We start from the raw sequence: 24,528 nt of genomic DNA on the forward strand, positions 1-24,528 counted from the left end.
GGGAGAGGGTTTGCCCGCTCAACTCACGCGGAACTTCACTCCGCCCAGCAGAAACTCGTTGCCCGCAACCGCGAGCCCTTTTGCCTTGGCTGTATGCAGCACCTGCGCCACGTCAGCCACCCGAAACTCCAGCGCACTCATGATCTCGCTGGCGCCCTTAACGAAGCGGAAGGTCGCGTTGGGCAGCCTCAGTTCGGTGCCTTCAGGCGGGACGCCGATGATCTTGCCCCAATGCTCGGCGAGCCCCGCGGGATCCGGGCTCTGCATCTCCACCGCCGTCAGCGCCTCGGTCACATCCTTGCGAATGAATTTCTGCCAGTCCGGTCCCGCCGGAGGATACGGCCCGAGGATGTCGTCGCTGCCTTCGGTGTGATTGAACTCGATGAAGGCGGCGCGGCAGTCGCGGGGGTGGAGCTGGACGCCGTGATACGGCGCGTGGTCGATGACATTGGCGGTGCGCACGCCGAGCGCATTGGCGTTGCGGCCGCGCTCGTCCGGGTCGTCGCAGCAGAAGATCGCCATGTAACCGCCGCGGCCGCCGGTCTTCTCGATGAAGCGACCGGCCGTGGTGCCGTCCTTGAACGGCGCGACCACCTCCAGCAGGATCGTGTCGACCGGGAGCAGCGCGTTCTCGAGGCCGTATTTGGCGACATTGCCGTCGCGATAGCAGACGGCGAGGCCCATGATCCGACCGATATCCGTGATGACGGGCTCGAGCTGCGGCGCGACCAGGCAGATCTGACGCAGCCGGATATAGGGCGCCATGGTCATGCGCCCCTAAAGGTCGGCTTGCGCTTCTCGACGAAGGCCTTGGCCGCCTCCTTGTGATCCTCGGTGTCGCCGCAACGGGTGTGATGGATCGCCTCACCGTCGAAGCAATCCTCCAGCGCCAGGTGCTCGGCGTTGTTGATGTTGCGCTTGATGAAGCCGAGCGCGATCGACGGCCCTTGCGCCAGCGACAGCGCGAGCTCGTGCGCGGCCGCGTCGATCTCGGCGTCGGGCACGACCTTCGTCACCATGCCGATCGCATGTGCCTCCTTCGCGGTGAGCACCGGCGACATCAGATAGAGCTCGCGCGCCCGCGCGCTGCCGAGCAGCTGAGTCAGGAAATAGGTGCCGCCGTAATCACCGGAGAATCCGACCTTGGCAAAAGCAGTGGTGATCTTGCAGGATTCGGAGGCGATGCGCAGGTCGCAGGACAGCGCCATGGACAGGCCGGCGCCGGCCGCCGCGCCATCGAGCTGGGCCACCACGGGCTTTGGCATCTGATGCAGGATGCGCGAGACCTCCATGCCGCGGCGCAGATTTGCGAGCTTCTGCTCGAACGGCAGCGGCGCGCGCCCCTGCGCCATCGACTTGACGTCGCCGCCGACGCAGAACGAGCCGCCGGCGCCCTTGAACAGCACCGCCCGCACCTCGGGATCATCAGCCGCGCGCCGCGCCGCCTCGACCAGCCCGGCGACCATCTCGGGATTGAGCGCGTTCTTCCGCTCCGGCCGGTTCATCGTGATGGTGAGCAGCCCGCCTTCGAGCTTTTGCAAGACCATGTCGTTCATGGATGTTGGCCTCATTCTGTGGTGCCACTCTCTCACTTTGTCATTCCGGGGCGCGACGAAGTCGCGAACCCGGAATCCATCTCTCAACCGTCAATGCCGCCCAATGGATCCCGGGCTCTCGCTTTCGCGAGCCCCGGGATGACGACCTATTGTTTGGCGCGCCCCGGAATGACGGCGTGACTTACGTCACACCGTCACTTCTTCACCAGCGGGCAGCGCGACTGCTCCAGCGGCTGGAACGCCTCGTTGCCCGGGACGGTGGCGAGCAGCTTGTAATCGTCCCAGCGGCCCTTGGATTCCGACGGCTTCTTCACCTCGAACAGGTACATGTCGTGGATCATGCGGCCGTCCTCGCGGATCTTGCCATTCTTGGCGAAGAAGTCGTTGATCGGCGTCTCCTTCATCACCTTGATCACCGCCGCGGCGTCGGTCGTGCCGGCGGCCTTCACGGCTTTCAGGTAATGCGTGATGGAGGAATAGACTCCGGCCTGGGCCGAGGTCGGCACCCGCTTGGTGCGCTCCATGAAGCGCTTCGAGAATGCACGCGTGTCGTCGTTGAGATCCCAGTAGAACGCTTCCGCGAGCAGCAGCCCCTGCGCGGTCTCGAGCCCGATCGAGTCGATATCGGTGACGAACGCGAGCAGCGGCGAGACCTTCTGGCCGCCCTTGGTGATGCCGAACTCCGCCGCCTGCTTGATGGCGTTGATGGTGTCGCCGCCGGCATTCGCAAGCCCGATAACCTTGGCCTTGGAAGCCTGGGCCTGGAGCAGGAAGGAGGAGAAATCCGAGGTGTTGAGCGGATGGCGGACGCTGCCGAGCACCTTGCCGCCGGTCTTGGTCACGACGGTGCTGGTGTCCTTTTCCAGATCCTGGCCGAAGGCGTAGTCGGCGGTGAGGAAGAACCAGCTGTCGAGACCAGACTTCACCGCCGCGAGACCGGTTACGTTGGCCTGGCCGTAGGTGTCGAACACGTAGTGGATGGTGTAGGGACCGCAGGCCTCGTTGCTGAGACGGATCGAGCCCGGCCCGTTGAACATGATGATCTTGTTGCGCGCTTTCGCGATCTCGCCGGCGGCAAGCGCGGTCGCGGAGGCCGCGACGTCGTAGATCATCTCGACACCCTGATTGTCGAGCATGTCGCGGGCAATGTTGGCGGAGAGATCGGCCTTGTTGAGATGGTCGGCCGCCAGCACCTGGATCTTGCGTCCCAGCACCTCGCCGCCGAAATCCTCGACCGCCATCTTCGCCGCAGTCTCGCTGCCGGAGCCGGTGATATCTGCATAAAGGCTCGACATGTCGAGGATGCCGCCGATCTTCAGCGGCGGCTTGTCCTGAGCCTGTGCGGCGCTCGCATTGAGGGCAAACGCGGCGGCAAAAATGCCGGACAAAATAGTCTTCATCGAAAACGACCTCCCTTATCGCGCCGTGCTCTGATGGCGGCTTGGTTATTGCTCTTGGCTATTCGCTGTTGCCGCAATCATGCCGCATGCGCAAGAGCGCAGCAAGCGCAGGTGCGATGCAGATGAATGATCAATGCGCGCTTTCCGCAAAGCGGAATGCCGAGAGGACGGAAGCTGTCCCCGCATTGTCATTGCGAGCCAACGGGTCCGCGCGAAGCGCGGCCCGATGACAGGCTCCGCGAAGCAATCCAGAAATGCGTCAGCGGAAACAGTCTGGATTGCTTCGTCGCGAAGAGCTCCTCGCAATGAAGGGTGTGAGAAAGCCCCTTCGCGTCTCACCACGCATGAGTTAAAGTCCGGCCGCAATGCAACCTCTCCGGATCACGTGACGCAACGGCTTCGCTTCATCGTCGCATGTCTTCTCGTCGCAAGTAGCTCGGCATTCGCGGGCCCCTGCCAGTTCGAGTCCCAAGGCGAAGGCCGCGTCGCTGCCATCGTCGATGCGCGCAGCGTGCGGCTCGATGACGGGCGCGAGATCCGCCTCAGCGGCATCGCGCCGACCGCGACCACGAAGCAGGCGCTGACCTCGCTGCTCGCCGGCCACGACGTGATGCTGCGGAGCGCTGACGACACGCCTGATCGCTACGGCCGCCAGAGTTCGCTTGTCTTCATCGGCGAAGGCGACATCTCGGTGCAGGCCATGCTGCTCGCTCGGGGCGATGCCATCGCCTCCGCCGAGATCCTGGACAAGGACTGCGCGGCCGCCCTGATGGCGTCCGAAGCTGCGGCGCGGCGCCAAAAAATGGGCAGCTGGGCTGACCCGTCGGCCATAAAAAACGCGGAAAGTCCGGACGATATTTTGGCGGAGATCGGGCGCTTTACGGTGGTCGAAGGCAAAGTCCTGTCGGTCCGGCAAGCTGGGGCAACGACCTACCTCAACTTCGGACGAAACTGGACACGCGGCTTTGCCGTGACTATTTCAAAGCGCACGCTAGCGGCGTTCGAAAGCGCTGGTATGGCCCTTAAGTCCCTGGAGAATCGGCGTATTCGCGTTCGGGGCTGGGTTGAGGGGAATACGGGGCCACGCATCGATGTACGCCTCGTGGGGCAGATCGAGTTGCTGGGCGCAAACGAGCCGACAGGGGTAAGGCCTTAAGACAGGCCGGGCACGGGTTAAACGACGTGAATGGGGTGCTAGAACGGCACGGACTGGGCGATTGCCGCCGCCTGCGGGCTGCGCCGGCCGCGCTTTGCCTTGCGCTGGGCGGACTTCTCGCTGGCTGCGGCGATATGGGCCGGTTCCAGACTGCGGCGACCCCGGCAGCCGTCGCGATGCCGAAGCCGAAGCCCGCCGTCGCCCAAACCCCGGCCACCGAGAAGGAGCACGAGCGTATCCTGGCGAGCTATGGCGGGACCTATGACGATCCCAAGCTCGAGGCGCTCGTCAGCAAGACCGTCGACCGGCTGGTCGCGGCCTCCGAGCGGCCCGACCAGGGCTACAAGGTCACCATCCTCAATTCCGGGGCGGTGAACGCCTTCGCGCTGCCCAACGGCCAGCTCTATGTCACGCGCGGCCTGCTCGCGCTCGCCAGCGACACCTCCGAATTGTCCTCCGTGCTCAGCCACGAGATGGCGCATGTGCTGTCCAAGCACGCGGCGATGCGCGAGGACCAGGCCCGCCAGGCCGCGATCGTCACCCGCGTCGTCACCGACATGAGCAACGATCCCGACCTCACCGCACTGGCGCTGGCCAAGACCAAGCTCACCATGGCGAGCTTCTCGCGCAAGCAGGAGTTCGAGGCCGACGGCATCGGCGTCGGCATCTCCGCCAAGGCGCATTTCGACCCGTACGGCGCGGCGCGCTTCCTGTCCGCGATGGAGCGAAATGCCGAGCTGAAGGCCGGCAAGAGCTCGCTCGATCCGCGCGCGCAGGATTTCACCTCGTCGCATCCGGCAACTCCGGAACGCGTCCAGAACGCGCAGAACATTGCCCGCCAATACACCGCGCCTGAAGGCGCCGAGCGCGATCGCGAAAGCTATCTCGCCGCGATCGACAACCTCGTCTATGGCGAAGACCCGAGCGAAGGTTTTGTCCGCGGCCGGCGCTTCCTGCATCCGAAGCTCGGCTTCACCTTCCAGGCGCCGGACAATTTCACGCTCGACAACACCGCGCAGGCCGTGATCGGCGTCCGCGAGGGCGGCGCGCAGGCGATGCGCTTCGACGTCGTGCGCGTGCCGGCCGAACAGTCGCTCGGCGACTACCTCAATTCCGGCTGGATGGAAGGCGTCGAGAAGGCTTCGACCGAGGATCTCACCGTCAACGGTTTTCCAGCGGCGTCCGCCACCGCCAAGGGCGACCAATGGCAGTTCAAGGTCTATGCGCTGCGCTTCGGCAGCGACGTCTATCGCTTCATCTTCGCGGCACGGCAGAAATCGACCGAGAGCGAGCGGAATGCGCGCGAGACCGTCAACTCGTTCCGCCGGCTGACGCTGGAGGAAATCCAGGCCGCGCGCCCGCTGCGCATCAAGGTCATCACTGTGCAGCCCGGCGATACCGTGGAGTCGCTCTCCCACCGCATGGCCGGCGTCGACCATCCCGCCGAGCGCTTCCGCGTGCTGAATGGCCTCGATCGCACCGCGCAGGTGAAGGTGCGCGACCGCGTCAAGATCGTGGCGGACTAAAGCGCGATGCGATTGGGATCGTCATCGCGCTTTAGGTTATTCTTTTGAGCATGATCTTTTCGGAAAACCGCTACACACTTTTCCGGACCATGCTCCGACGCCGCGCTAAGCGGATGTCATCCCAGAGAGACGCGGCCTCCCCCGCACCATGATCAGCGCCGCCGCCATCACCTCCAGCACGATGCAGAGATAGAAGGGCAGCGTATAGCCGCCGGAGAGATCGCGCAGGAAACCGACCACGCCGGGACCGAACGCGTAGGTCACCTGGTTGATCGCCGTGTTGAGGCTGATCAGCACGCCGAAGGCGGCGGAGTCGAACTCCTGCTGCACGATGAGCGAGGGCAGCGTGATGAGGTTGCCGACCGAAAAGCCGAACACGGCGCAGGCCGCGATCAGCACGTAATCGTTGTGCAGGTTGACGACGACGAGAAGCGCGGCGGCCTGGCTGAGGAACGACAGCGCGGACGCGAGGCGCTGATTGATGCGGTCGATCACCAGCGAGAACAGCACGCGACCGACCACCGCCATCGCGGTGAGCACCGCGACGGCCACGGCGGCGCGCTCGCGTCCGATCACGGGATCGAGGAACGAGATCAGATGCACGATGAAGCCGACCTGGGCGAACAGCACCAGGGCGAAGGCGATCGTCACCGTGAGGAAGCCGGCGTCCCGCAGCGCCCAGGCGCGGATCTCAGTCGATGATTGCGGCTTCGCCTTCGCCGCCGCCTGCCACCCGTGGCGATCGGGCGGGCGGCCGACGAGAAGGAGGATGACCGGCACGAGCAGGATCAGCATGGCGCCGGCGGCGGCGTACATCGCACCGGCGAAGCCGATATGGCCGATCAATGCTACCAGCAGCGGCACGCCGGCGATGCCGCCGAAGCTGGCGCCGTTGAGCGCGAGACTGATCGCCATGCCGCGCTTCTGGTCGAACCACAGGCTGATCGTGTTGGTGATCATGCCGAGACTGGTGCCGGCCCAGCCGAAGGCGAGCACGGCATCGGCGAGGTAGAGCTGCCAGGGCTCGCGCACCGCGCCGATCGCGACCGCAGCCGCGGCCATCGCCAGCGTCCCGGCGATCAAGCTGAGCCGCGGACCGAATTTCCGCACGGCCTCGCCGACGAAGACGACCAGCAGCGCGCCGAACAGATAGAAGAACGTGGTGCCGGAGGAGATCAGCGAGGCCGGCCAGCCCCGCGCGCGCTGCAGCTCGGCGACATAGACGCTCTGGCCGTAGAAGCCGAGCCCCCAGCCGAAGGTCGCGAGCAGGAAGCAGACCGCGACGATGCGCCAGCCTTCGTAGCGGAGCGAAGATTCGTCGATTGGCGCAGCGTGGCGGGGACTGTCGAGCATTTGCGCTTCTCCTTCGCATCCCCCGCAAGCGCCTGGCTCTGCGCTCGCCTCTTCATGACGAGCATCATGTAACAACGCGGCTCTCGAAAATCACTTCGTCCTGGATCGAAGTGTCAACGCTGCTGACAGCCTCTTGCCAAACTACACCGCGTCCGGGAATTCGCCCATCGCCGCCTCCAGGCGTGCCTTGCGGCGCTTCGCCCAGGAGACCAGCGAGAGCACGGCAAGCCCCAGCACCACCGGTGGGAACACCACGAGGTTCACCGCGGACCAGCCGTAATTGGCGAGCAGCTGGCCCGACGAGAACGAGCCGATCGCCATCATGCCGAACACCAGGAAATCGTTGAAGGCCTGCACCTTGTTGCGCTCCTGCGGGCGATGCGTCTCCAGCACCAGCGCGGAGGCGCCGATGAAGGCGAAATTCCAGCCCACTCCGAGCACGATCAGCGTCGCCCAGAAATGCATGGCCGTGAGGCCGGAGAGACCGATCATGGCGGCGCCCGCTTCCAGCAGCAAGCCCGCGGCGACGATCTTCGGGGCGCCGAAGCGCGCGATCAGCGGGCCCGTGAAGAAGCTCGGCCCGTACATCGCAACGATGTGCCATTGCAGGCCGAAATTGGAATCGGACACGGACAGGCCGCACAGCTTCATCGCGAGCGGCGCCGAGGTCATGACCAGGTTCATCATGGGATAGGCGATGACGCCGCACAGCGCCGCCGCGATGAAGCGCGGCTGCGTCACGATCGTGAGCAGCGGCCGGCCGCCGTGCAGATCGGCCGGCGCGGGCTTCGGCATATCGACGCCGGCGACGATGCCCATCGCGATCAGCGCGACGGCGGCCTGCACCAGGAAGCTGAAGGCGAACAGATAAGGCTGCCAGACATCCATGGTCCATTGCACGAGCTGCGGACCGAGCACGCCGGCGAACACGCCGCCCGCCATCACCCAGGACACGGCCTTCGGCCGGTAGGCCGCACTGGCGCCATCCGCGGCGGCGAAGCGATAGGATTGCGCCACCGCGCCGTAGAGGCCGCCGAGAAAGGTCGCGAGACAAAACAGCGCGAACGAGCCGTGCAGGATCGCGAACGAGCCGAGTAGACCGGTGAGCGCGCCGAGGCCCGTGCCGACGACGAAGGCGGCGCGGCGGCCGAAGCGGCGCGAGATCGCGCCGGTCGGTAGCGTGCCGGCGGCGAGCCCGACCACATACATCGAGATCGGCACGGTCGCGAACGACATGTCCGGCGCGAGCGTGGCGCCGACGATCGCGCCGGTGGCGAAGATCACCGCCGAGTTGGCGCCGGTCAGCGCCTGCGCGGCGGCAAGGCGCACCACGTTGGCGCGCACGCGGGCATCGTCGGCGATCTCATCGGCGGCAGTCACGTCCAGCATCGGCATTTCCGCCCGAAGGGCTCTTTTGATTCGCGGCACTATGGAGGGGTGAGTGAGGGCCGGCAACCGGCGCAAACGGGCGCGGGCCATGCCCCTGACGCAATCACTGGGATGATAGCGCTGCACGCCGTTGACGGCTTGCGCTCGATCAAATCCTATCCGCCGCGATCTTCCGGGAGTTACCTTCATGTCCGTCGACGACAGGCCCACGCTTCAAGCTCCCGACGACGATCCCTGGCTGTGGCTCGAGGAGATCGAGGGCCGGCAGGCGCTCGATTTCGTCGAGCGGCAGAACAGCCTGACGCTCAGCGCCTTCGGCGGAAAGGCCTTCGAGCACGACCGTGACATTCTCGCCGGCATCTACGACCGCCCCGACAACATTCCCTATGTCAGCCGGCGCGGCTCCGATCTGCACAATCTCTGGAAGGACGCCGCCAACCCGCGCGGCCAGTGGCGGCGAACCACGCTGGCCGAGTTTCGCAAAGCCAACCCAGCATGGGAGATCATGCTGGACATCGATCAGCTCGCGCAGGACGAAAACGAGGACTGGCTGCTTGGCGGGATCGCCAGCATGCCGGGGAGCTCACGCGTGATTCTGAGCCTGTCGCGCGGCGGCAGCGATGCCGTGACGCTGCGGGAATTCGACATGGAGGCGAAGCGCTTCGTTGTTGATGGCTTCACGCTGCCTGAAGCGAAAGGCGGCGTCGATTGGCTCGATGCCGACACGCTGTTGCTGTCGAGCGCCCATGGCGAGGACATGGCGACCGGCTCGGGCTATGCGCGGACGGTTCGGCTGTGGCGGCGCGGCCAGGCGGTCGATCACACCGAGATCATCGCCGAAACCACCGCCGATCACATGGTGATCTATGGCAGCACTGATGACACCGGGCCTGCGCCGCGGGCGTGGATCGTCGACCAGATCGACTTCTTCAATCACGTGATCTGGCTGCGCGATGCGACGGGCGCGATGATGAAGCTCGATCTGCCGACCGGCATCTGGCTGCAGGCCCATGGCGACTGGTTCGCGATGAAGCTGCGCAAGGACTGGACGGCCGGGGGGCGGACCTACGCCACCGACACCGTGCTCGGCATCTCATTGTCGGCGTTCCTGAACGGCAGTCGCGACTTTGCGGTGCTGTTCGAGCCGGCGCCGCGGCGCGCCTTGCAGGGCCTGTTCTGGGCGGCGGGCAAGCTTGTGCTTTCGATCCTCGACGAACTGCGCCCACGCTTCGAGATCTGCACGCCGTCCACGGCCGACTGGAGCCGCGAGATGCTTCCCGGCCTGCCGGGAATCGGCGTCGTCGATGTCTGGACGCTCGATCGTCATCCCTCCGAAAGCAATGGCGATCTGCTCGCCAATGTGCAGGATCCGCTGACACCGCCGGCGCTGCTGCTGATCGAGCGCGGCGTCGCAAGCCCGATCGTGCTGAAGCAGGCGCCGAAGACGTTCACCGCCGATGGCCTCGTGGTGACGCAGCACGAGGCGATCTCCGTTGACGGCGAGCGTATCCCCTATGTGCAGACGGGCCCTGCCGGCGAGACCGGCGATGCGCCGGTCTATCTGAGCGCCTATGGCGGCTTTGGTCACTCGGTGAAGCCGTACTACAATTCCTCGCTCGGCGAGTTGTGGCTGGAGCGCGGCGGCACGATTGTGCAGGCGAATCTGCGCGGCGGCGGCGAGTTCGGCACGCGCTGGCACGATGCCGGACGGCTTGCCGGCAAGAAGCTTTCACACGACGATTTCGCCGCGGTCGCGGCCGATCTCGTCCGCCGCGGTGTGACGAGCGCAAAACGCATCGCCGCGCAGGGCGGATCGAACGGCGGCATCCTCATCACCAACATGCTGGTACGCTACCCCGAGCGTTTCGGCGCATTGTTCTGTACCATCCCGCTGATCGACATGCGCCGCTACACCAAGCTGCTCGCCGGCGCGAGCTGGATCGCGGAATATGGCGATCCCGACAAGCCCGACGAATGGGAGTGGCTGAAGACCTACTCCGCCTATCACAACGTCAGGGACGGCCAGTCGTACCCGCCGATCCTGATTGCGACCACGCGGCGCGACGACCGCGTCCATCCCGGCCATGCCCGCAAGATGGCGGCAAAGCTGCAGGCCATGGGCTATGAGGCCTGGTTCTACGAGCCGCCCGCAGGCGGCCACGGCTACGGCAAGGACAACAAGGAGCGCGCCGGTTTCGAGGTGCTGGGCTATCGGTTCTTGAAGGAGAAGATCGGGTGGCGGGATGAAGGCTAGAGTTGGGTGCGCTGACGTCTCCACATCGTCATGGCCGGGCTTGGCCCCGCCATCCACGCCTTGCCTTACCGCCCGAAGAACGTGGATGCCCGGGACAAGCCCGGGCATGACGACCTCCTAGCCTCTTGCAAACACCAGCGTCAGATTGTTCGCGGGCATCTCGATCGTGTCGACGAGGCCGAGGCCTGCCGCCTTCGCCAGCTTCTCGACGTCGACGACGTCGCGCACGCCCCATTCGGGATTGCCCTCGCGCAAGGAGGTGTCGAACACCGCATTGCTGAGCGCGGTATGCTTGCCGTCGCGCTTGAAGGGGCCGTAGAGGAACAGCTTGCCGTCGCGGCGCAGATAACGGCCCGCGCCGGCGAACAGGCCTTCGGCCACGGCCCAGGGCGCGATGTGAATGACATTGGCGCAGAACACGGCCGCGAGGCTGGTCGGCCCCTGCCCGCTTTTCATTTCCGGGCACCAGTCGGGATCGGTGAGGTCGATGCGCAGGGGTGAACGGATGTTCGGCAGGCCGGCATGCACGCGCCAGGCTTCGATGCTCTTGAGGTGGCGCTGGTTGAGATCGCTCGGCCACCAGATCAGGCCCGGCGTGTGGCGGGCGAAATGCACCACGTGCTGCCCGGTTCCACTGCCGAGTTCCACGACGTTGCCGGTCGCATCCGCGAGATGCTTTTCCAGCGCTGCCCAGATCGGTTCGTGATTGCGATGGAAGGCAGGCGCATCGAGCCGGCCATCCGGCTCGACCCGTCCGCCATCCCTGCCAAATTCGACCACATATTCAGCCAAGTGACGTCCCCAAAAAATGCGAACCAGAAAAGGCGGCCAAACGTCCGAGAATAATCTGCTAGTTCACGCCCATCCGAATGAACGAACTATCTCGTCAGTTGCAATGCGCAGGATATTAACTCCATTTCACCGCGTGCATAGTCTTGATTGTCAGGCGATGGCCTTTGTGCTTTTGAACAATTCCGCAAACGAGATCATCGAGATAACGCCGGGACGATGCCTTGACCGCCTTTCCTCGCAAGCCCGCTCTGCTTGCTGCGCTGGCCCTCCTCGCCGGCGCGGCAATGGCCCCGGCGGGGGCGCAATCCACCGTGACGGAAGGCCAGAAGCTCGCCTTCGACCGCGGCAAGGGCAATTGCCTCACCTGCCACGTCATCAAAGGCGGCGACCTGCCGGGGACGATCGGGCCGGAGCTGAAGGACATCAAGGCCAAATACCCCGATCGCAACGAGCTCACCGCGATCATCTTCGACGAGACCAAGCGCAATCCGCAAACCATGATGCCGCCGTTCGGCCGGAACCGGATTTTGACCGAGCAGGAGATCAACGCGATTGTTGATTTCCTGCAGACCCTGTAACCGCCGGCGGCCCCTAGGAGACTTGAGATGACCACGACCCCCAAGCCTCATTGGAGGCCTCATCCGATGCGGCGCCTGATCCTTCAGGGCGCTGCCTCCGTGGCGCTGCTCGGACTCGGCAATCTGCCGTTCGCGCCCGCGCGCGCCGCGGCGAACGACAAATATCCGGAAGAGGCCTTCAGGCAGAAGAGCGAGGCGGATGCGATCAAGGCGCTCTACGGCAAGGCCGCCGAGCCGTCGGACAAGGTCAAGCTGGATGCGCCGGAGATCGCCGAGAACGGCGGCGTCGTGCCGATCTCGGTGACGACGACGCTGGACAAGGTCACCTCGATCTCGTTCTTCGTGGCGGAGAACCCGAGCGCGCTGGCGGCCAGCTACAGGATTCCCGATGGCACGATCCCTGCCGTCGCCAACCGGCTCAAGATGGCCAGGACCACCAAATTGACCGCGATCGTAGAGGCCGACGGCAAGCTCTACAGCGCGACCAAGGAGGTCAAGGTCACCGTCGGCGGTTGCGGCGGCTAAGCGAGGCAGTTCGACATGGCATCCAGCATTCGCGTGCGCGCAACATCGACCGGCGACATCACCGAGGTGCAGACGCTGATCCAGCACCCCATGGACACCGGCCTCGTCAAGGACTCCAAGGGCGAGTTGATCCCGGCGCATTTCATCCAGCAGCTGAAGTTCGAATGTAACGGCAAGGACGTGTTCGTCGCCGATTGGGGCACAGCGGTCTCCAAGGACCCCTACGTCAAGTTCAGCTTCAAGGGCGCCAAGAAGGGCGACGAGCTCAAGATCTCCTGGACCGACAACAAGGGCGGCTCGGATACGACCACCGCGAAGATCGCGTGATGAAGGCCCGCATCCACCTCCTGCTTGGCTCGCTCAGCGCTGCGCTCGTCGCGTTCGCGCTCGCCGCGCCGCGCGTGATTGCTGCCGACAAGGTCGATCCCGTCGCCGACGCCAAGGCGTTCCAGAACTTCTTCTTCCAGAAATTTCCGAACGTGAAGCACGAGGATTTCGTCAACGGTCCGTATTCCATGAACGAGGACATGAAGCGGCAGTGGCAGGAGAAGGAGGAATTCCCGCCTTACGAGTTCGCGCTCGAGGCCGGCAAGGAGATGTTCTCGACGCCGTTCAAGAACGGCAAGACCTATGCCGACTGCTTCCCGAACGGCGGCATCGGCATCCGCCAGAATTATCCGTACTTCGACAGCGGCGAAGGCAAGGTCATCACGCTGGAGCTCGCGCTCAACCGCTGCCGCGAGGCCAATGGCGAGGCGCCCTATTCCTACGTCAAGGACGAGATGGCCTCGCTCACCGCCTACATGGCCTACACCTCGCGCGGCAAGCTGATGGACATCAAGATCCCCGACGATCCCCGCGCGCTGGCGGCGTACGAGAACGGCAAGCGCTATTTCTACACGCGGCGCGGCCAGATGAATTTCTCCTGCGCGAGCTGCCACGTGCAGAGCCCGGGCGAGCGCATCCGCGCCGAGACCCTCGCCCCAGCGCTCGGCATCCTCAACGCGATGCCGATCTACCGCTCCGAATGGAGCGGCATGGGCACGACCAGCCGCCGCTTCGTTACCTGCAACAGCCAGACCCGCGCGGTTCCACTGGAGCCGCAGTCGGATGAATATCGCGACGTCGAATATTTCCTGTCCTACGTCGCCAACGGCCTGCCGATCTCGGGACCGGGAGCACGGCCATGAAGCTGTCACTTGGCTTGGCCATGCTGCTCGCCTTGAGCCTTGCGCCATCCGCGCGCGCGGCGAGTGAGGCGGACTACAAGGCGGCCTATGCGGCCGCCGAAGCCGCCTCCAAGGAGGCGGCGGGCATGCGCAACCAGTGGACGGTGACCGTATCTGCGCTGGCGGCCGCGAAAAGGGCTGCCGATGGCGGCGATTTCGGCCGTGCGGTGGCCGCGGCCAGGGAAGCCGAAGCGCTGGCGAGGGCGTCGATCTTCCAGGCTGTTTCCGAAAAAGAAGCCTGGAAGGCGATGGAAATCCGCTAGACTGCCCCGCGGTGAACGCAGTCCCCACGAGAGGCGCGGAGAATTCTTGAATGGCGATCCGCCGCCGCGATTTTCTGAAAGGTGCAGGCCTTGCCGCGGCAACGATTGGCCTGCCGCGGCTCGCCCGCGGCGCTGACGCCGCCAGCATCTACGACCTCGAACGGTTCGGCAATGCGCGCATCCTGCACATCACCGACACGCATGCGCAGCTCAATCCGGTCTATTTCCGCGAGCCCAGCGTCAATATCGGCATCGGCGAGATGGCGGGACGGCCGCCGCATCTGGTCGGCCGGGCCTTTCTCGAGCGCTTCGGCATCCGCTCCGACAGCGCCGATGCCTATGCCTTCACCTGCTTCGAGTTCGAGAAGTCCGCAGGCCGCTTCGGCAAGCTCGGGGGCTTTGCCCATCTGAAGACGCTGGTCGATCGCCTGCGCGCCGATTTCGGCGAGCGGCGTTCGCTGCTCGTCGACGGCGGCGATCTCTGGCAGGGCACGGGGCTGGCCAACCTGATGCAGGGCCGCGACATGGTCGAGGTCGCCAATCTGCTCGGCATCGAGGCGATGACGGGCCATTGGGAATTCACCTATGGCGAGCAGGCGCTGCGCGACAATCTCGAGCGTTTCAAGGGCGAGTTCCTGGCGCAGAACGTGTTCCTGACCGAAGAGGCCGCGTTCAACGACGCGCCCGCCTTCGACAAGGCCACTGGGCGCGTGTTCAAGCCTTCCGTCATCAAGGAGCTCGGCGGGCATCGCATCGCGATCGTCGGCCAGGCCTTCCCCTACACTCCGATCGCGCATCCCAGGAGGTTCACACCGGACTGGAGCTTCGGCATCCGCGAGGAGGAGTTGCAGAAGCATGTCGATGCCTTGCGCGGCACCGACAAGGTCGACGCCGTCGTGCTGCTGTCGCACAACGGCATGGACGTGGATCTCAAGCTCGCCAGCCGGGTCACCGGCATCGACGTCATTCTCGGCGGCCACTCCCATGATGCCGTGCCGCAGCCCATGCCGGTGAAGAACGCAGGTGGTACGACGCTCGTCACCAATGCCGGCTCCAACGGGAAATTTCTGGGTGTGCTCGATCTCGCGCTCGACAGCGGCAAAGTCAGCGATGCCAGATATCGTCTGCTGCCGGTCTATTCGGAGCTGCTGAAGCCCGATCCGGCGATGGCCGAGCTGATCGGCCGGGTCCGTGCACCGCACGTGGCCGACTGGTCGGAAAAGATCGCGACGCCCGACCGGCTGCTTTATCGCCGCGGCAATTTCTCCGGCCCCATGGACGAGCTGATCTGCACCGCGCTGCGCACCGAGCTCGATGCCGAAATCGCGCTGTCGCCGGGCTTCCGCTGGGGCGTCACCGCGCTGTCCGGCCAGGCCATGACCATGGAGGATCTGCTGGCGGAAACCGCGATCACCTATCCCGAGACCTATGTGCAGGAGATAACGGGGGCCCAGATCAAGGACCTGCTCGAGGACGTCTGCGACAACCTCTTCAACGCCGATCCCTACTACCAGCAGGGCGGCGACATGGTCCGTGCCGGCGGGCTCAGCTACACCTGCACGCCGGACGCTGCGATCGGCAGCCGCATCTCGGAGCTGAAGCTCGGCAGCGGCAAGGCGCTCAACGCCAGCCACCGCTACAAGGTCGCGGGCTGGGCCTCAGTCAACGGCCAGCAGGGCGCGCCGGTGTGGGACGTGGTCGGCAAGTATCTGCGCTCGGGCCGGATGATGCCCGAACGGCTCGGCTCCGGCGTGACGCTGAAAGGCGTCGAAGGCAATCCAGGCATTGCAGGACTGGGATGATGTGTTTTGTCCGCGATCATGCGACCATAATAATAATGTTCTAAATTTTTCTGCTCATGCAGTGAATTACTTCTCTTTCCGACCCGTATTGTAGTAGAATCTTGGAAGTCAGTTCCAAGCCGGGTCCTGCCATGATCTTCCGACAGCTCTTCGACAGCGTTTCGGGCACCTACAGCTACGTCCTCGCCAGCCGCCCCGGCGGCGAGGCGCTGATTCTCGACCCCGTGCTGGAGAAGGTCGACCGCTACTGCCAATTGCTGCGCGAGCTCGACCTCAAGCTGGTCAAGGCGGTGGACACGCATCTGCATGCCGACCACGTCACCGGCCTCGGCGAGCTGCGCGATCGCACCCATTGCATGACCGTGATGGGCGACCAGACCAAGGCCGACGTCGTCGCCATGCGGGTGGCCGACGGCGACAAGGTGACGATCGAGGGCCTGTCGCTCGACGTGATGTACACGCCGGGCCACACCGACGATTCCTATTCTTATTTGATGGGCGACCGCGTCTTCACCGGTGACACGCTGCTGATCCGCGGCACCGGCCGCACCGATTTCCAGAACGGCTCGGCGCGCGCGCAATACGATTCGATCTTCAACCGCCTCTTGAAGCTGCCGGACGAGACGATGGTGTTTCCGGCCCACGACTACAAGGGCGACACCGTCTCCACCATCGGCGAGGAAAAACGCTACAATCCACGGCTCCAGGTGCGCTCGGTCGACGAATATGTCGAGCTGATGGCCAATCTGAAGCTGCCCAATCCGAAGATGATGGACGTGGCGATTCCCGCCAACATGCATGTCGGCCTGCACCAGGAAGAGCTGGAGAAGGAAGGCCGCGCGCTCAGCGCGATCGAGGCGATCCGCAGCCTCGGCCGGCCCGACATCCTGCTGGTGGACTTGCGCGAGACCAATGAGCGGATGAAGCACGGCATGCTCGAAGGCGCGCTGCACACGCCGTATCCCTCCGTCGAGGAGAGCCTCAAGCCCGGCGGCATGCTGCGCGAGGTCGCGGCCGCAACCGGGCGGCGCGTGGTGTTCTTCTGCGCCTTCGGCGAACGCTCGGCGATGGCCGTTGCTGCTGCAAAGGAGGCGGGGCTTCCGAACACCGCGCATATCGCCGGCGGCCTCGATGCCTGGAAGAAGGCAGGCGGGCCGGTGGTGCACTGACGATCTCGTCGCCCCTTGAGATAAATCAGGCGCCGCATTCGGATGCAGCATCACCCATCCGGGACCAGCCATGGCCAAGACCGGCAAGTCGAGCGAGCCGCCCAAGATCACCGAGAAGAAGCCCGCGGACGACAAGGCGAAGAGGGCCCCGCGCCGGCGCGAGACCGATGACGACGACTACGAAGACGGCGACATCGCAACGCCGAAGCGCGACCGCTATGGCCCGGACGACGAGCCGTTCTGAGGATGCAGCTCCGCTGTCGTTCCTGCGCTCGCCGGGGACAACGGCGTGAAGCACACCTGACCCCGCACGGCCCCGCCCGCACTACCTGCCATGCGCCTGCGTTCATGGACAAATAACCGCCAGCCCCGATAGTTTGCCGGTCCATCGGGAGTGAAACGGAACTGCAATGGTCGACGTTCTCGCCGCACCGCAACAAGGCAAGACGGACAGTGCGCTGCGCACGCTGACGGGGATCTCGATCGCGCATTGGGTCAGCCATTTCCATCTGCTGGTCCTGCCGATGCTGTTTCCGTTCCTGAAGGAGAAGCTCGGCGTCGGCTATGTCGAGCTCGGCTTCGCCCTCACCGTGTTCGCGGTGGTATCGGGGTTAACCCAGGCGCCGACCGGCTACCTCGTCGACCATTTTGGCGCGCGGCGCATTCTCTTGGCCGGGCTCGCGCTCGGCGGCGCCGCGCTGATCCTGCTCGGTCTGCATCTCAGCTACGCCTCGCTGATCGCCTGCGCAGTGCTGCTGGGTCTTGCCAACAGCGTCTATCATCCCGCCGATTACGCGATTCTTGCGGAGCACATGGACGAGGGGCGGATGGGCCGCGCCTTCTCGATCCATACCTTTGCCGGCTTTCTCGGCGGCGCCGTCGCACCGGCGATCGTGGCCGCGCTCGTAACGCTGTCCGGCGGCACCGGCGCGCTGATCGCCTCGGGCGCGATCGGCATTGCGGTGGCGCTGCTGCTGATCATCATGAACATACCCGATGCCGGTGCGCACAAGAAGAAGCCCGGCAGCGAGAGCGCGCCAAAGCAGGCCATCATCACGCCGGCGCTGATCACGCTGACTGCGCTGTTCATGCTGCTGAGCCTGTCGGTTGCCGGCATCAACAATTTCGGCGTGGTGGCGCTGATGAGCGGCTACGGCACGTCCTATTCGATCGCCAATGTCGCGCTGACTGCGTTTCTCGCCGCAAGCGCCGCGGGCGTACTCGCCGGCGGCTTCCTCGCCGACCGCACCGAGCGCCACGGCTATGTCGCGGCGGCCTGCTTCGCCGCGAATGCGGCCATCGTGCTGCTGATCGCGCTGGTGACGCTGCCGGGCTGGGCCTTGACGGCGACGATGGCGACCGCAGGTTTCCTCTCCGGCGTGATCGCGCCTTCGCGCGACATGCTGGTGCGCAATGCCGCGCCTCCGGGTGCCGCGGGGCGCGCTTTCGGCATCGCCTCTACCGGCTTCAACCTCGGTGGCATCGTCTCACCGCTGCTGTTCGGCTGGATCATGGATCAAAGCGCGCCGCACTGGGTGTTCGGCGCGTCCGTGATCTTCATGGTGGCGACGGTGGTGCTGTCGCCGTTCACGGAGCGCCGGCCGGCGAAAGCAAATTGAGCCGTCGGCATCGACACAAATCCAACTGTCGTTCCTGCGAAGGCTAACGAGGCAGCCGCTTACCCTCCCCTGGAGGGGTCCGGGACGAGCGAAGCTCGCCCGTGGTCGATCGCGCGCAGCGCGAGCGGGGTGGGGTGATCTCTCCTCTCGGGCACTGCCGGATGGGAAACACCGTCACCCCACCCCGCTACGCATTCCGCTTCGCTACATGCGCAGCGAGCCTCCCCCTCCAGGGGAGGGTAAGAGAGAGCCGCGACTTACGTCGGCGACACTGCGCCCTTCAGCGCCGTGCCCTGCGCCGCCGCACCACGTGTCAGCCTGGCTTTCTCCGTGTTCGGCCACAACAGCAGCAGGCCAATGACGCCGGAGCCGATCATGACCACCGCGTTGATAGTGAAGCCCGTCAGGTAGCCGTCGAGCATGCTGCTGGCGCGCTGGATCACGGTGCCCATCACGCTCGGCGCGATGATGCCTGAAAGCGTGTAGAGCGCGCCGTAGATCGCGAGCACTGCACCGCGCTGCGAGGCCGGCGTGAACTCGCCGAGCATCGGCGGGCAGACCACGTAGATCGCGCCGCAGAGTCCGGAGCCGAGGACGAGCAGCGCGATCTGCAGGCCGGCGCCCTCGACATGCGCCATCGCGGTGAGGATCAGGCCGCCGACGATGAGCGGCACCGAGCCGAGCACGCCGCGCGAGACGCGCGTGGTGTAGCCGCGGGCCATCATCACCTGCGAGATCCAGCCGGTGAGGAGAACGATGGTGGCGCCGAACACCCAGGGCAGGATCGAGATGAAGCCGGCCTGGCTCTGCGAGAAGCCGAGCCCCTTGACGATGAACGGCGTGAACCAGGTGAGGCCGAGCGACAGCGCCCAATAAGCGCCGAAGGTCGCGATCACGCAGCCGAGGAAGGTGCGTGAGGTCAGCAGCTGCACGTACGCAATCTTCGGCTCGGTGACGGCCAGGACCTCGGTATCCTCCAGCGGGCCTTCCTTGCCGAGCGCGAGCCAGGCTGCGACCCAGATCAGGCCGACGACGCCGAGCGCGCCGAAGGCGTAGTGCCAGGAATGGTTGACGATGATCCAGTTCAGCGCCGGCACCGCCAGGATGACGCCGAAGGCCGAGCCCTGTGACAGGATTGCAGTCGGCAGCGTGCGCTTCTCGTCGGGGAACCATTTGTAGATGGCGTGCGCGGCGACCGAGAAGGCCGGCCCTTCGCCCGCCCCCAGCACGATGCGGCAGATCAAGAGCGTGGTGAAGGAGACTGTGCCGACCATCGGGAACTGCGACACCGCCCAGATTACCGCCAGCGTCAACAACACCCAGCGCGTCGGCACCTTGTTGACGATGAAGCCGACCACGATGGCCGAGATCGAGAACAGGAAGAAGAACGAGGACCCGAGCAGGCCGAACTGCTCGGCGCTGAGCTTCATGTCGGTCATGATCGGCACGCCGGCGAGACCGACCACGATCTTGTCGGCGAAGTTCACCACCATGAAAAGAAAGAGGAGAAATGTAACAGTCCAGGCGCCCTTTGGCGTTTTGGTCGTCCCAGCCGCCACATTCGGCATTTCCTGAGCGCTCATCATTCTCCCCGTATGTCTTTTCGGTACCTATTTGATTTGGCCGTCTTGGAAGCTAACAGCGGCTTCAGGGCCAACGCAACCCCGGCATTTCCGCATCAGGTGTGCTAGGCAGCAATTCCGTTGATTCCGTCCGGCGCCGTCATCGTGCTGAGCATCCGAAACCTCTCAAAGACCTTCTCTTCGGCCGGCGAGCCCGTCCATGTTCTGCGCGGCGTCGACCTCGACCTCGGGGCTGGCGAGCGCGTCGCGCTGACCGGTGAATCCGGCAGCGGCAAGAGCACCCTGCTGCACCTGATCGCTGGCCTCGACGCCGCCGATGGCGGCTCGATCCGGCTGGGTGACGCCGAGCTCACCACGCTATCGGATGCCGGACGCGCCAGCTTGCGGCGGAATCGCGTTGGCCTGGTCTTTCAGCAGTTCAACCTGATCCCGAGCCTCTCCGTCGCGGACAATCTCGCCTTCCAGGCGCGGATCGCCGGCCGGCATGATGCGGCCTGGACGAAAGAGCTTGTCGAGCGCCTCGGACTCGGCAGCCTGCTCAAACGGTATCCAGAGCAGATATCAGGCGGCCAGCAGCAGCGGGTCGCGATCGGCCGGGCGCTGGCGACAAAGCCCGCGCTGCTGCTGGCGGACGAGCCGACCGGCAATCTCGACGAAGCTACCGCCGAGGAGGTGCTGGCGCTGGCGCGCGACCTCGTCGCGCGCACCGGCTGCGGCTTCCTGATGGTGACGCACAGCCTGCATCTCGCCGCCACGCTCGACCGTCATCTCACGTTGCATGCGGGGCGCATTTCATGAAGCGCGCGCTCTGGGTTCTCGCCGTGCTGCTCAGCCATTGGCGGCGCCACAAGATGCAGTTCGCGACGCTGCTGATTGGCCTGATTGCGGCGACCGCGCTGTGGAGCGGGGTGCAGGCCATCAATCAGCAGGCCCGCAATGCCTATGACCGCGCTGCAGCGACATTCGGCGGCGTGCGCACCGCGATGCTGGTCGCTCCCAATGCGGCGACTTTCCCGCAGGAGCTGTTCATAAAGCTCCGCCGCGCCGGCTGGCCGGTGTCGCCGGTGCTGGAGGGGCGCGTCCAGATCAACGGGCATTCGGTGCGGCTGCTCGGCATCGAGCCGGTCACGCTGCCGGTCGATGTCGGCAACGCGCCACGCCTGGGTGCCACGGATCTCAGCAGCTTCGTTGCTCCGCCCGGCCAGACATTGGTGGCCCGGGAGACGTTGAGGGGCTTGGAGCAAGCAGAAGGCGCGGCCCCGGCGATCAGCAGCGGCGCAAGGCTGCCGCCGCTGCGGGTCCAGCCGCAGCTCGCACCCGATGTGCTCGTGGTCGATATCGGCGTGGCACAGCGGCTGCTGAGCAAGCCCGACCAGGTCTCGCGGCTGCTGATCGGCAAGCCGAGGGGCAAGCCCGCACCGCTCGCGAGCGTGGTCGGCGAGCAGCTAGAGCGAGTCGAGCCCAATGCGGAGACGGAGCTCGAGCGTCTCACCGACAGTTTTCATCTCAACCTCACCGCCTTCGGCCTGCTGTCGTTCTTCGTCGGCCTGTTCATCGTCAATTCGGCCGTCGGCCTTGCGTTCGAGCAGCGGCTGCCAATGCTGCGCACTTTGCGGGCCTGTGGCGCCTCGGCGCGGCTAGTCAATACGGTGCTGGTGGTCGAGCTGGTGGCGCTGGCGCTGGTCGCAGGCCTGATCGGGCTCGCGTGCGGCTATTTCATCGCAGCCGCCCTGCTGCCCGATGTCGCGGCCTCGCTGCGCGGACTCTATGGCGCGCAGATCCCTGGGCAGCTCAGCCTGCGGCCCGAATGGTGGCTCGCCGGCATCGGGATCAGCGTGGCGGGTGCGCTTGTGGCGGCGGCGACCAGCCTGATCAAGGCGATCAGGATGCCGGTGCTGGCGACGGCGCAGCCGGGCGCCTGGCAGCAGCGGCAACGCCGCTGGCTGATCCTGCAGAGCTGTGCGGCCTGCGGCGCGTTCGCCGTCGCGCTGCTGCTGCTCCACTACGGGCAATCACTGATCGCAGGGTTCGGCGTGCTGGCCGCGCTGATGTTCGGTGCGGCACTGATCCTGCCGGCCTTCCTCGACATCATCCTGCTCGTAGGCCAGCGCTTCGCGCGAGGCCCGCTCGTGCTGTGGTTCTGGGCGGACAGCCGGCAGCAGCTCTCCGGATTGTCGCTGGCGCTGATGGCGCTTTTGCTCGCGCTTGCCGTCAACGTCGGGGTCTCCACCATGGTGGAGACCTTCAGCCGCACCTTCATCGGCTGGCTCGACGGGCGCCTTGCGGCCGACGTCTACATCAGCGCCTCCGACAATGCGCAAGGTACGGCGATCCGCAACTGGCTGAAGGATCGCAGCGATGTTCAGGCGATCCTCCCCGGCGGGCGCGCGGAGGCGCAGGTTCAGGGCCAGCCGGTCGAGTTGCTCGGTCTGCCCGATCACGCGCTCTATCGCGAACGCTGGCCGCTGCTGGACACGGCGCCGCGGGCCTGGACGCGGCTGGTGCCGGGCAATGCCGCTTTCATCAGCGAGCAATTGAGCCGGCGGCTGAACGTGCAGATCGGCGACGTCGTCGAGGTGCCGGCGCCGGGCGGGACCTGGGAGCTCGACATCGTCGGCATCTATGCCGATTACGGCAACCCCAAGGGGCAGCTCACTGTGAACGTCGCCGCATTGATCCGGCAGTTTCCGCAGACGCCGCAGACGCGGATCGGCCTGATCGTCGCGAGAGAGAATATCCCCGGCCTGATCGCGGCTTTGCAGAAGCAGTTCGGGCTCGACGACCGCAGAATCGCCGACCAGGCGACGGTGAAGGCGGAATCGATCCGCATCTTCAACCGCACCTTCGCGGTGACGTCGGCGCTGAACGCCTTCACGCTCGGCGTCGCCGGAATCGCATTGCTCACGAGCCTGCTGACCCTGGCGAACTCCCGACTGCCGCAGCTTGCGCCGCTGTGGGCGATCGGCCTGACCCGGCCACGCCTTGCCACAATCGAGCTGACCAAGACGCTCTCGGTCGCGCTGTTCACGGCACTGCTGGCCGTGCCGCTCGGACTGCTGGTCGCGTGGTGCCTGATTGCAATCGTGAACGTGAAAGCTTTCGGCTGGCGGCTGCCGTTCCACGTCTTTCCGTTGCATCTGGTGGAGCTGGTCGCGGTGGCGCTCTTCGCCTCGCTGCTTGCGGCGCTGCTCCCGATGGTGCGGCTGGCGCGGATGCAGCCGGCGAATCTCGTCAAGGTGTTTGCCAATGAGCGCTAAAGCCATCACGCGGCGCGCCTTCGCCGGTGGCATCGTCGCCCTCGCCCTCCCGCGCCGCGCCGGCGCGCAGGGCTATGCCGGACTCGCCGAGACCGCCGATGGGTTTACAAAGGTAACGCCGGGAAAGACATTCACCTTCCCCGAAGATCACGGACCGCATCCGCAGTTTCGTATCGAGTGGTGGTATCTCACGGCAAACCTCGTCGACGCGCGCGGCGCGGCGTGCGGCCTGCAATGGACGCTGTTCCGCCAGGCGGCGCAGCCAGGTCCGCAAGGCGAGGGCTGGGCCAATCAACAGGTATGGATGGCGCATGCCGCGGTGACGCGCGCCGACACTCACCGCTTCTCTGAAACGTTTTCACGGGGTGGCGTCGGGCAAGCCGGCGTGACGGCAAAACCGTTCGATGCCTGGATTGACGATTGGGAGATGAAGAGTTTTGACCGCACCGATGACCGCGCTTTGGCGCCGCTGTCGCTGAAGGCAGCTGGCGCCGATTTCAGCTACGCACTGACGCTCGAGGCCGACCGGCCGGTCGTGCTGCAGGGCGATCGCGGCTTCAGCCGCAAGTCGGAGCGTGGGCAGGCCTCGTACTACTACAGTCAGCCGTTCTACCGCGCGCGCGGCACGCTCAGCATCGAGGACAAGCCGGTCGATGTCTCGGGCCAGGCCTGGATGGACCGGGAATGGAGCAGCCAGCCGCTCGACGCCGACCAGACCGGCTGGGACTGGCTGTCGCTGCATCTGTCATCCGGAGACAAGCTGATGCTGTACCGGCTGCGGCAGAAGGACGGCAGAAATTATCCGTTCGGCAATTGGATCAGCGCGGCCGGCGAGACGCAGATGATTGCAGGCAGCGACATCCAGATGATGCCGAAGGCGACGGCTGAGATTGCGGGACGCAAGTTGCCGGTGCAATGGCAGATCGCGATCCCCGCGCGATCATTCTCGATCCTCTGCAAGCCGCTCAATCCGAACGCCTGGATGGGGACCGGCTTCTCGTACTGGGAAGGGCCGATCAGCTTTGCCGGCACACATGACGGCATTGGCTATCTCGAGCTGACCGGCTATTGAGGCGC

At 65.4% G+C, this 24,528-nt stretch carries 22 protein-coding genes; 15 read left to right on the top strand and 7 right to left on the bottom strand.

The window, feature by feature from the left end; all coding sequences use genetic code 11:
* Positions 1–18: 18 nt before the first annotated feature.
* The 3 genes from XF30_RS01255 to XF30_RS01265 all read right to left on the bottom strand — a co-directional run bounded on the left by XF30_RS01255 (position 19) and on the right by XF30_RS01265 (position 2,956).
* Positions 19–765, bottom strand: a complete 747-nt coding sequence (locus tag XF30_RS01255) for a VOC family protein (RefSeq protein WP_192893004.1) — start codon at positions 763–765, stop codon at positions 19–21.
* A 2-nt stretch (positions 766–767) separates the two neighbouring features.
* Complete coding sequence (locus tag XF30_RS01260) at positions 768–1,556, bottom strand: enoyl-CoA hydratase (RefSeq protein WP_109141720.1); 789 nt, start codon at positions 1,554–1,556, stop codon at positions 768–770.
* Between the two features lie 194 nt (positions 1,557–1,750).
* Positions 1,751–2,956: an ABC transporter substrate-binding protein gene (locus tag XF30_RS01265; RefSeq protein ID WP_109141721.1), complete on the bottom strand. Its 1,206-nt coding sequence runs from the start codon at positions 2,954–2,956 to the stop codon at positions 1,751–1,753.
* Positions 2,957–3,341: 385 nt separating this feature from the next.
* On the opposite strand from XF30_RS01265, the gene XF30_RS01270 reads away from it, so the two are divergent.
* Together XF30_RS01270 and XF30_RS01275 are read left to right on the top strand one after the other, a co-directional pair.
* Positions 3,342–4,112, top strand: a complete 771-nt coding sequence (locus XF30_RS01270) for a thermonuclease family protein (RefSeq protein ID WP_244608850.1) — start codon at positions 3,342–3,344, stop codon at positions 4,110–4,112.
* A 35-nt stretch (positions 4,113–4,147) separates the two neighbouring features.
* A complete protein-coding gene (locus tag XF30_RS01275) occupies positions 4,148–5,638 on the top strand; it encodes a M48 family metalloprotease (protein ID WP_036014583.1) in 1,491 nt (496 codons plus the stop codon).
* 105 nt (positions 5,639–5,743) lie between these two features.
* Here XF30_RS01275 and XF30_RS01280 read toward each other — a convergent pair whose 3' ends face one another.
* Together XF30_RS01280 and XF30_RS01285 are read right to left on the bottom strand one after the other, a co-directional pair.
* Entirely contained in the window at positions 5,744–6,991 is a 1,248-nt protein-coding gene (locus tag XF30_RS01280; RefSeq protein ID WP_109141723.1) for an MFS transporter, read from the bottom strand.
* Between the two features lie 141 nt (positions 6,992–7,132).
* Positions 7,133–8,380 carry an MFS transporter gene (locus tag XF30_RS01285; protein WP_192893005.1) on the bottom strand — a complete coding sequence of 416 codons (1,248 nt, stop codon included), beginning with the start codon at positions 8,378–8,380 and terminating at the stop codon, positions 7,133–7,135.
* 187 nt (positions 8,381–8,567) lie between these two features.
* Here XF30_RS01285 and XF30_RS01290 point away from each other — a divergent pair, with 187 nt between their 5' ends.
* A complete protein-coding gene (locus tag XF30_RS01290; protein ID WP_109141725.1) occupies positions 8,568–10,634 on the top strand; it encodes a prolyl oligopeptidase family serine peptidase in 2,067 nt (688 codons plus the stop codon).
* A 117-nt stretch (positions 10,635–10,751) separates the two neighbouring features.
* Here XF30_RS01290 and XF30_RS01295 read toward each other — a convergent pair whose 3' ends face one another.
* Positions 10,752–11,426: a DUF938 domain-containing protein gene (locus tag XF30_RS01295; RefSeq protein ID WP_036014591.1), complete on the bottom strand. Its 675-nt coding sequence runs from the start codon at positions 11,424–11,426 to the stop codon at positions 10,752–10,754.
* Between the two features lie 221 nt (positions 11,427–11,647).
* Between XF30_RS01295 and soxX the strand changes: the two genes are divergently transcribed.
* The 9 genes from soxX to XF30_RS01340 all read left to right on the top strand — a co-directional run bounded on the left by soxX (position 11,648) and on the right by XF30_RS01340 (position 18,611).
* Positions 11,648–12,004, top strand: a complete 357-nt coding sequence (gene soxX, locus XF30_RS01300; RefSeq protein ID WP_036014593.1) for a sulfur oxidation c-type cytochrome SoxX — start codon at positions 11,648–11,650, stop codon at positions 12,002–12,004.
* 27 nt (positions 12,005–12,031) lie between these two features.
* A complete protein-coding gene (gene soxY, locus XF30_RS01305; protein ID WP_244608851.1) occupies positions 12,032–12,529 on the top strand; it encodes a thiosulfate oxidation carrier protein SoxY in 498 nt (165 codons plus the stop codon).
* Positions 12,530–12,544: 15 nt separating this feature from the next.
* Positions 12,545–12,856, top strand: coding sequence for a thiosulfate oxidation carrier complex protein SoxZ (gene soxZ / locus XF30_RS01310; protein ID WP_036014600.1), 312 nt, complete (start codon positions 12,545–12,547; stop codon positions 12,854–12,856).
* Entirely contained in the window at positions 12,856–13,719 is an 864-nt protein-coding gene (soxA, locus tag XF30_RS01315; protein WP_036014603.1) for a sulfur oxidation c-type cytochrome SoxA, read from the top strand. The genes soxZ and soxA overlap by 1 nt, the downstream gene beginning before the upstream one ends.
* Positions 13,716–14,021, top strand: coding sequence for a hypothetical protein (locus XF30_RS01320; RefSeq protein ID WP_036014604.1), 306 nt, complete (start codon positions 13,716–13,718; stop codon positions 14,019–14,021). Before soxA ends, XF30_RS01320 begins: the two co-directional genes overlap by 4 nt.
* 50 nt (positions 14,022–14,071) lie before the next feature.
* Positions 14,072–15,823, top strand: a complete 1,752-nt coding sequence (gene soxB / locus XF30_RS01325) for a thiosulfohydrolase SoxB (protein WP_109141727.1) — start codon at positions 14,072–14,074, stop codon at positions 15,821–15,823.
* 131 nt (positions 15,824–15,954) lie between these two features.
* Positions 15,955–16,992: an MBL fold metallo-hydrolase gene (locus XF30_RS01330; RefSeq protein ID WP_036042512.1), complete on the top strand. Its 1,038-nt coding sequence runs from the start codon at positions 15,955–15,957 to the stop codon at positions 16,990–16,992.
* 70 nt (positions 16,993–17,062) lie between these two features.
* On the top strand, positions 17,063–17,236 hold the full coding sequence (locus XF30_RS01335) for a hypothetical protein (protein ID WP_036014608.1): 174 nt from the start codon (positions 17,063–17,065) through the stop codon (positions 17,234–17,236).
* 166 nt (positions 17,237–17,402) lie between these two features.
* Entirely contained in the window at positions 17,403–18,611 is a 1,209-nt protein-coding gene (locus XF30_RS01340; protein ID WP_036026276.1) for an MFS transporter, read from the top strand.
* A 257-nt stretch (positions 18,612–18,868) separates the two neighbouring features.
* Here the strand turns inward: XF30_RS01340 and XF30_RS01345 are convergent, their stop codons facing one another.
* Positions 18,869–20,194, bottom strand: a complete 1,326-nt coding sequence (locus XF30_RS01345) for an MFS transporter (protein WP_109145517.1) — start codon at positions 20,192–20,194, stop codon at positions 18,869–18,871.
* 144 nt (positions 20,195–20,338) lie between these two features.
* On the opposite strand from XF30_RS01345, the gene XF30_RS01350 reads away from it, so the two are divergent.
* From XF30_RS01350 to XF30_RS01360, 3 genes are read left to right on the top strand one after another with little or no spacing between them, the layout of a single operon-like run.
* Positions 20,339–20,992, top strand: a complete 654-nt coding sequence (locus tag XF30_RS01350) for an ABC transporter ATP-binding protein (RefSeq protein WP_109145518.1) — start codon at positions 20,339–20,341, stop codon at positions 20,990–20,992.
* Positions 20,989–23,451, top strand: coding sequence for an FtsX-like permease family protein (locus tag XF30_RS01355; RefSeq protein ID WP_109141728.1), 2,463 nt, complete (start codon positions 20,989–20,991; stop codon positions 23,449–23,451). The genes XF30_RS01350 and XF30_RS01355 overlap by 4 nt, the downstream gene beginning before the upstream one ends.
* Positions 23,441–24,523, top strand: coding sequence for a lipocalin-like domain-containing protein (locus tag XF30_RS01360; protein WP_109141729.1), 1,083 nt, complete (start codon positions 23,441–23,443; stop codon positions 24,521–24,523). The genes XF30_RS01355 and XF30_RS01360 overlap by 11 nt, the downstream gene beginning before the upstream one ends.
* The last annotated feature ends 5 nt before the right edge of the window (positions 24,524–24,528 follow it).

It is taken from the genome of Bradyrhizobium sp. SUTN9-2 (assembly GCF_003122645.1).
In the GTDB taxonomy this organism is placed as follows: domain Bacteria; phylum Pseudomonadota; class Alphaproteobacteria; order Rhizobiales; family Xanthobacteraceae; genus Bradyrhizobium; species Bradyrhizobium yuanmingense.

Excerpts from the sequence above, each read along its gene's own strand:
- XF30_RS01255 (WP_192893004.1), bottom strand. The coding sequence starts at position 765 with ATGGCGCCCTATATCCGGCTGCGTCAGATCTGCCTGGTCGCGCCGCAG.
- XF30_RS01260 (WP_109141720.1), bottom strand. The coding sequence starts at position 1,556 with ATGAACGACATGGTCTTGCAAAAGCTCGAAGGCGGGCTGCTCACCATC.
- XF30_RS01265 (WP_109141721.1), bottom strand. The coding sequence starts at position 2,956 with ATGAAGACTATTTTGTCCGGCATTTTTGCCGCCGCGTTTGCCCTCAAT.
- XF30_RS01280 (WP_109141723.1), bottom strand. The coding sequence starts at position 6,991 with ATGCTCGACAGTCCCCGCCACGCTGCGCCAATCGACGAATCTTCGCTC.
- XF30_RS01285 (WP_192893005.1), bottom strand. The coding sequence starts at position 8,380 with ATGCTGGACGTGACTGCCGCCGATGAGATCGCCGACGATGCCCGCGTG.
- XF30_RS01290 (WP_109141725.1), top strand. The coding sequence starts at position 8,568 with ATGTCCGTCGACGACAGGCCCACGCTTCAAGCTCCCGACGACGATCCC.
- soxY (WP_244608851.1), top strand. The coding sequence starts at position 12,032 with ATGACCACGACCCCCAAGCCTCATTGGAGGCCTCATCCGATGCGGCGC.
- soxZ (WP_036014600.1), top strand. The coding sequence starts at position 12,545 with ATGGCATCCAGCATTCGCGTGCGCGCAACATCGACCGGCGACATCACC.
- soxA (WP_036014603.1), top strand. The coding sequence starts at position 12,856 with ATGAAGGCCCGCATCCACCTCCTGCTTGGCTCGCTCAGCGCTGCGCTC.
- XF30_RS01320 (WP_036014604.1), top strand. The coding sequence starts at position 13,716 with ATGAAGCTGTCACTTGGCTTGGCCATGCTGCTCGCCTTGAGCCTTGCG.
- soxB (WP_109141727.1), top strand. The coding sequence starts at position 14,072 with ATGGCGATCCGCCGCCGCGATTTTCTGAAAGGTGCAGGCCTTGCCGCG.
- XF30_RS01330 (WP_036042512.1), top strand. The coding sequence starts at position 15,955 with ATGATCTTCCGACAGCTCTTCGACAGCGTTTCGGGCACCTACAGCTAC.
- XF30_RS01335 (WP_036014608.1), top strand. The coding sequence starts at position 17,063 with ATGGCCAAGACCGGCAAGTCGAGCGAGCCGCCCAAGATCACCGAGAAG.
- XF30_RS01340 (WP_036026276.1), top strand. The coding sequence starts at position 17,403 with ATGGTCGACGTTCTCGCCGCACCGCAACAAGGCAAGACGGACAGTGCG.
- XF30_RS01345 (WP_109145517.1), bottom strand. The coding sequence starts at position 20,194 with ATGAGCGCTCAGGAAATGCCGAATGTGGCGGCTGGGACGACCAAAACG.
- XF30_RS01355 (WP_109141728.1), top strand. The coding sequence starts at position 20,989 with ATGAAGCGCGCGCTCTGGGTTCTCGCCGTGCTGCTCAGCCATTGGCGG.
- XF30_RS01360 (WP_109141729.1), top strand. The coding sequence starts at position 23,441 with ATGAGCGCTAAAGCCATCACGCGGCGCGCCTTCGCCGGTGGCATCGTC.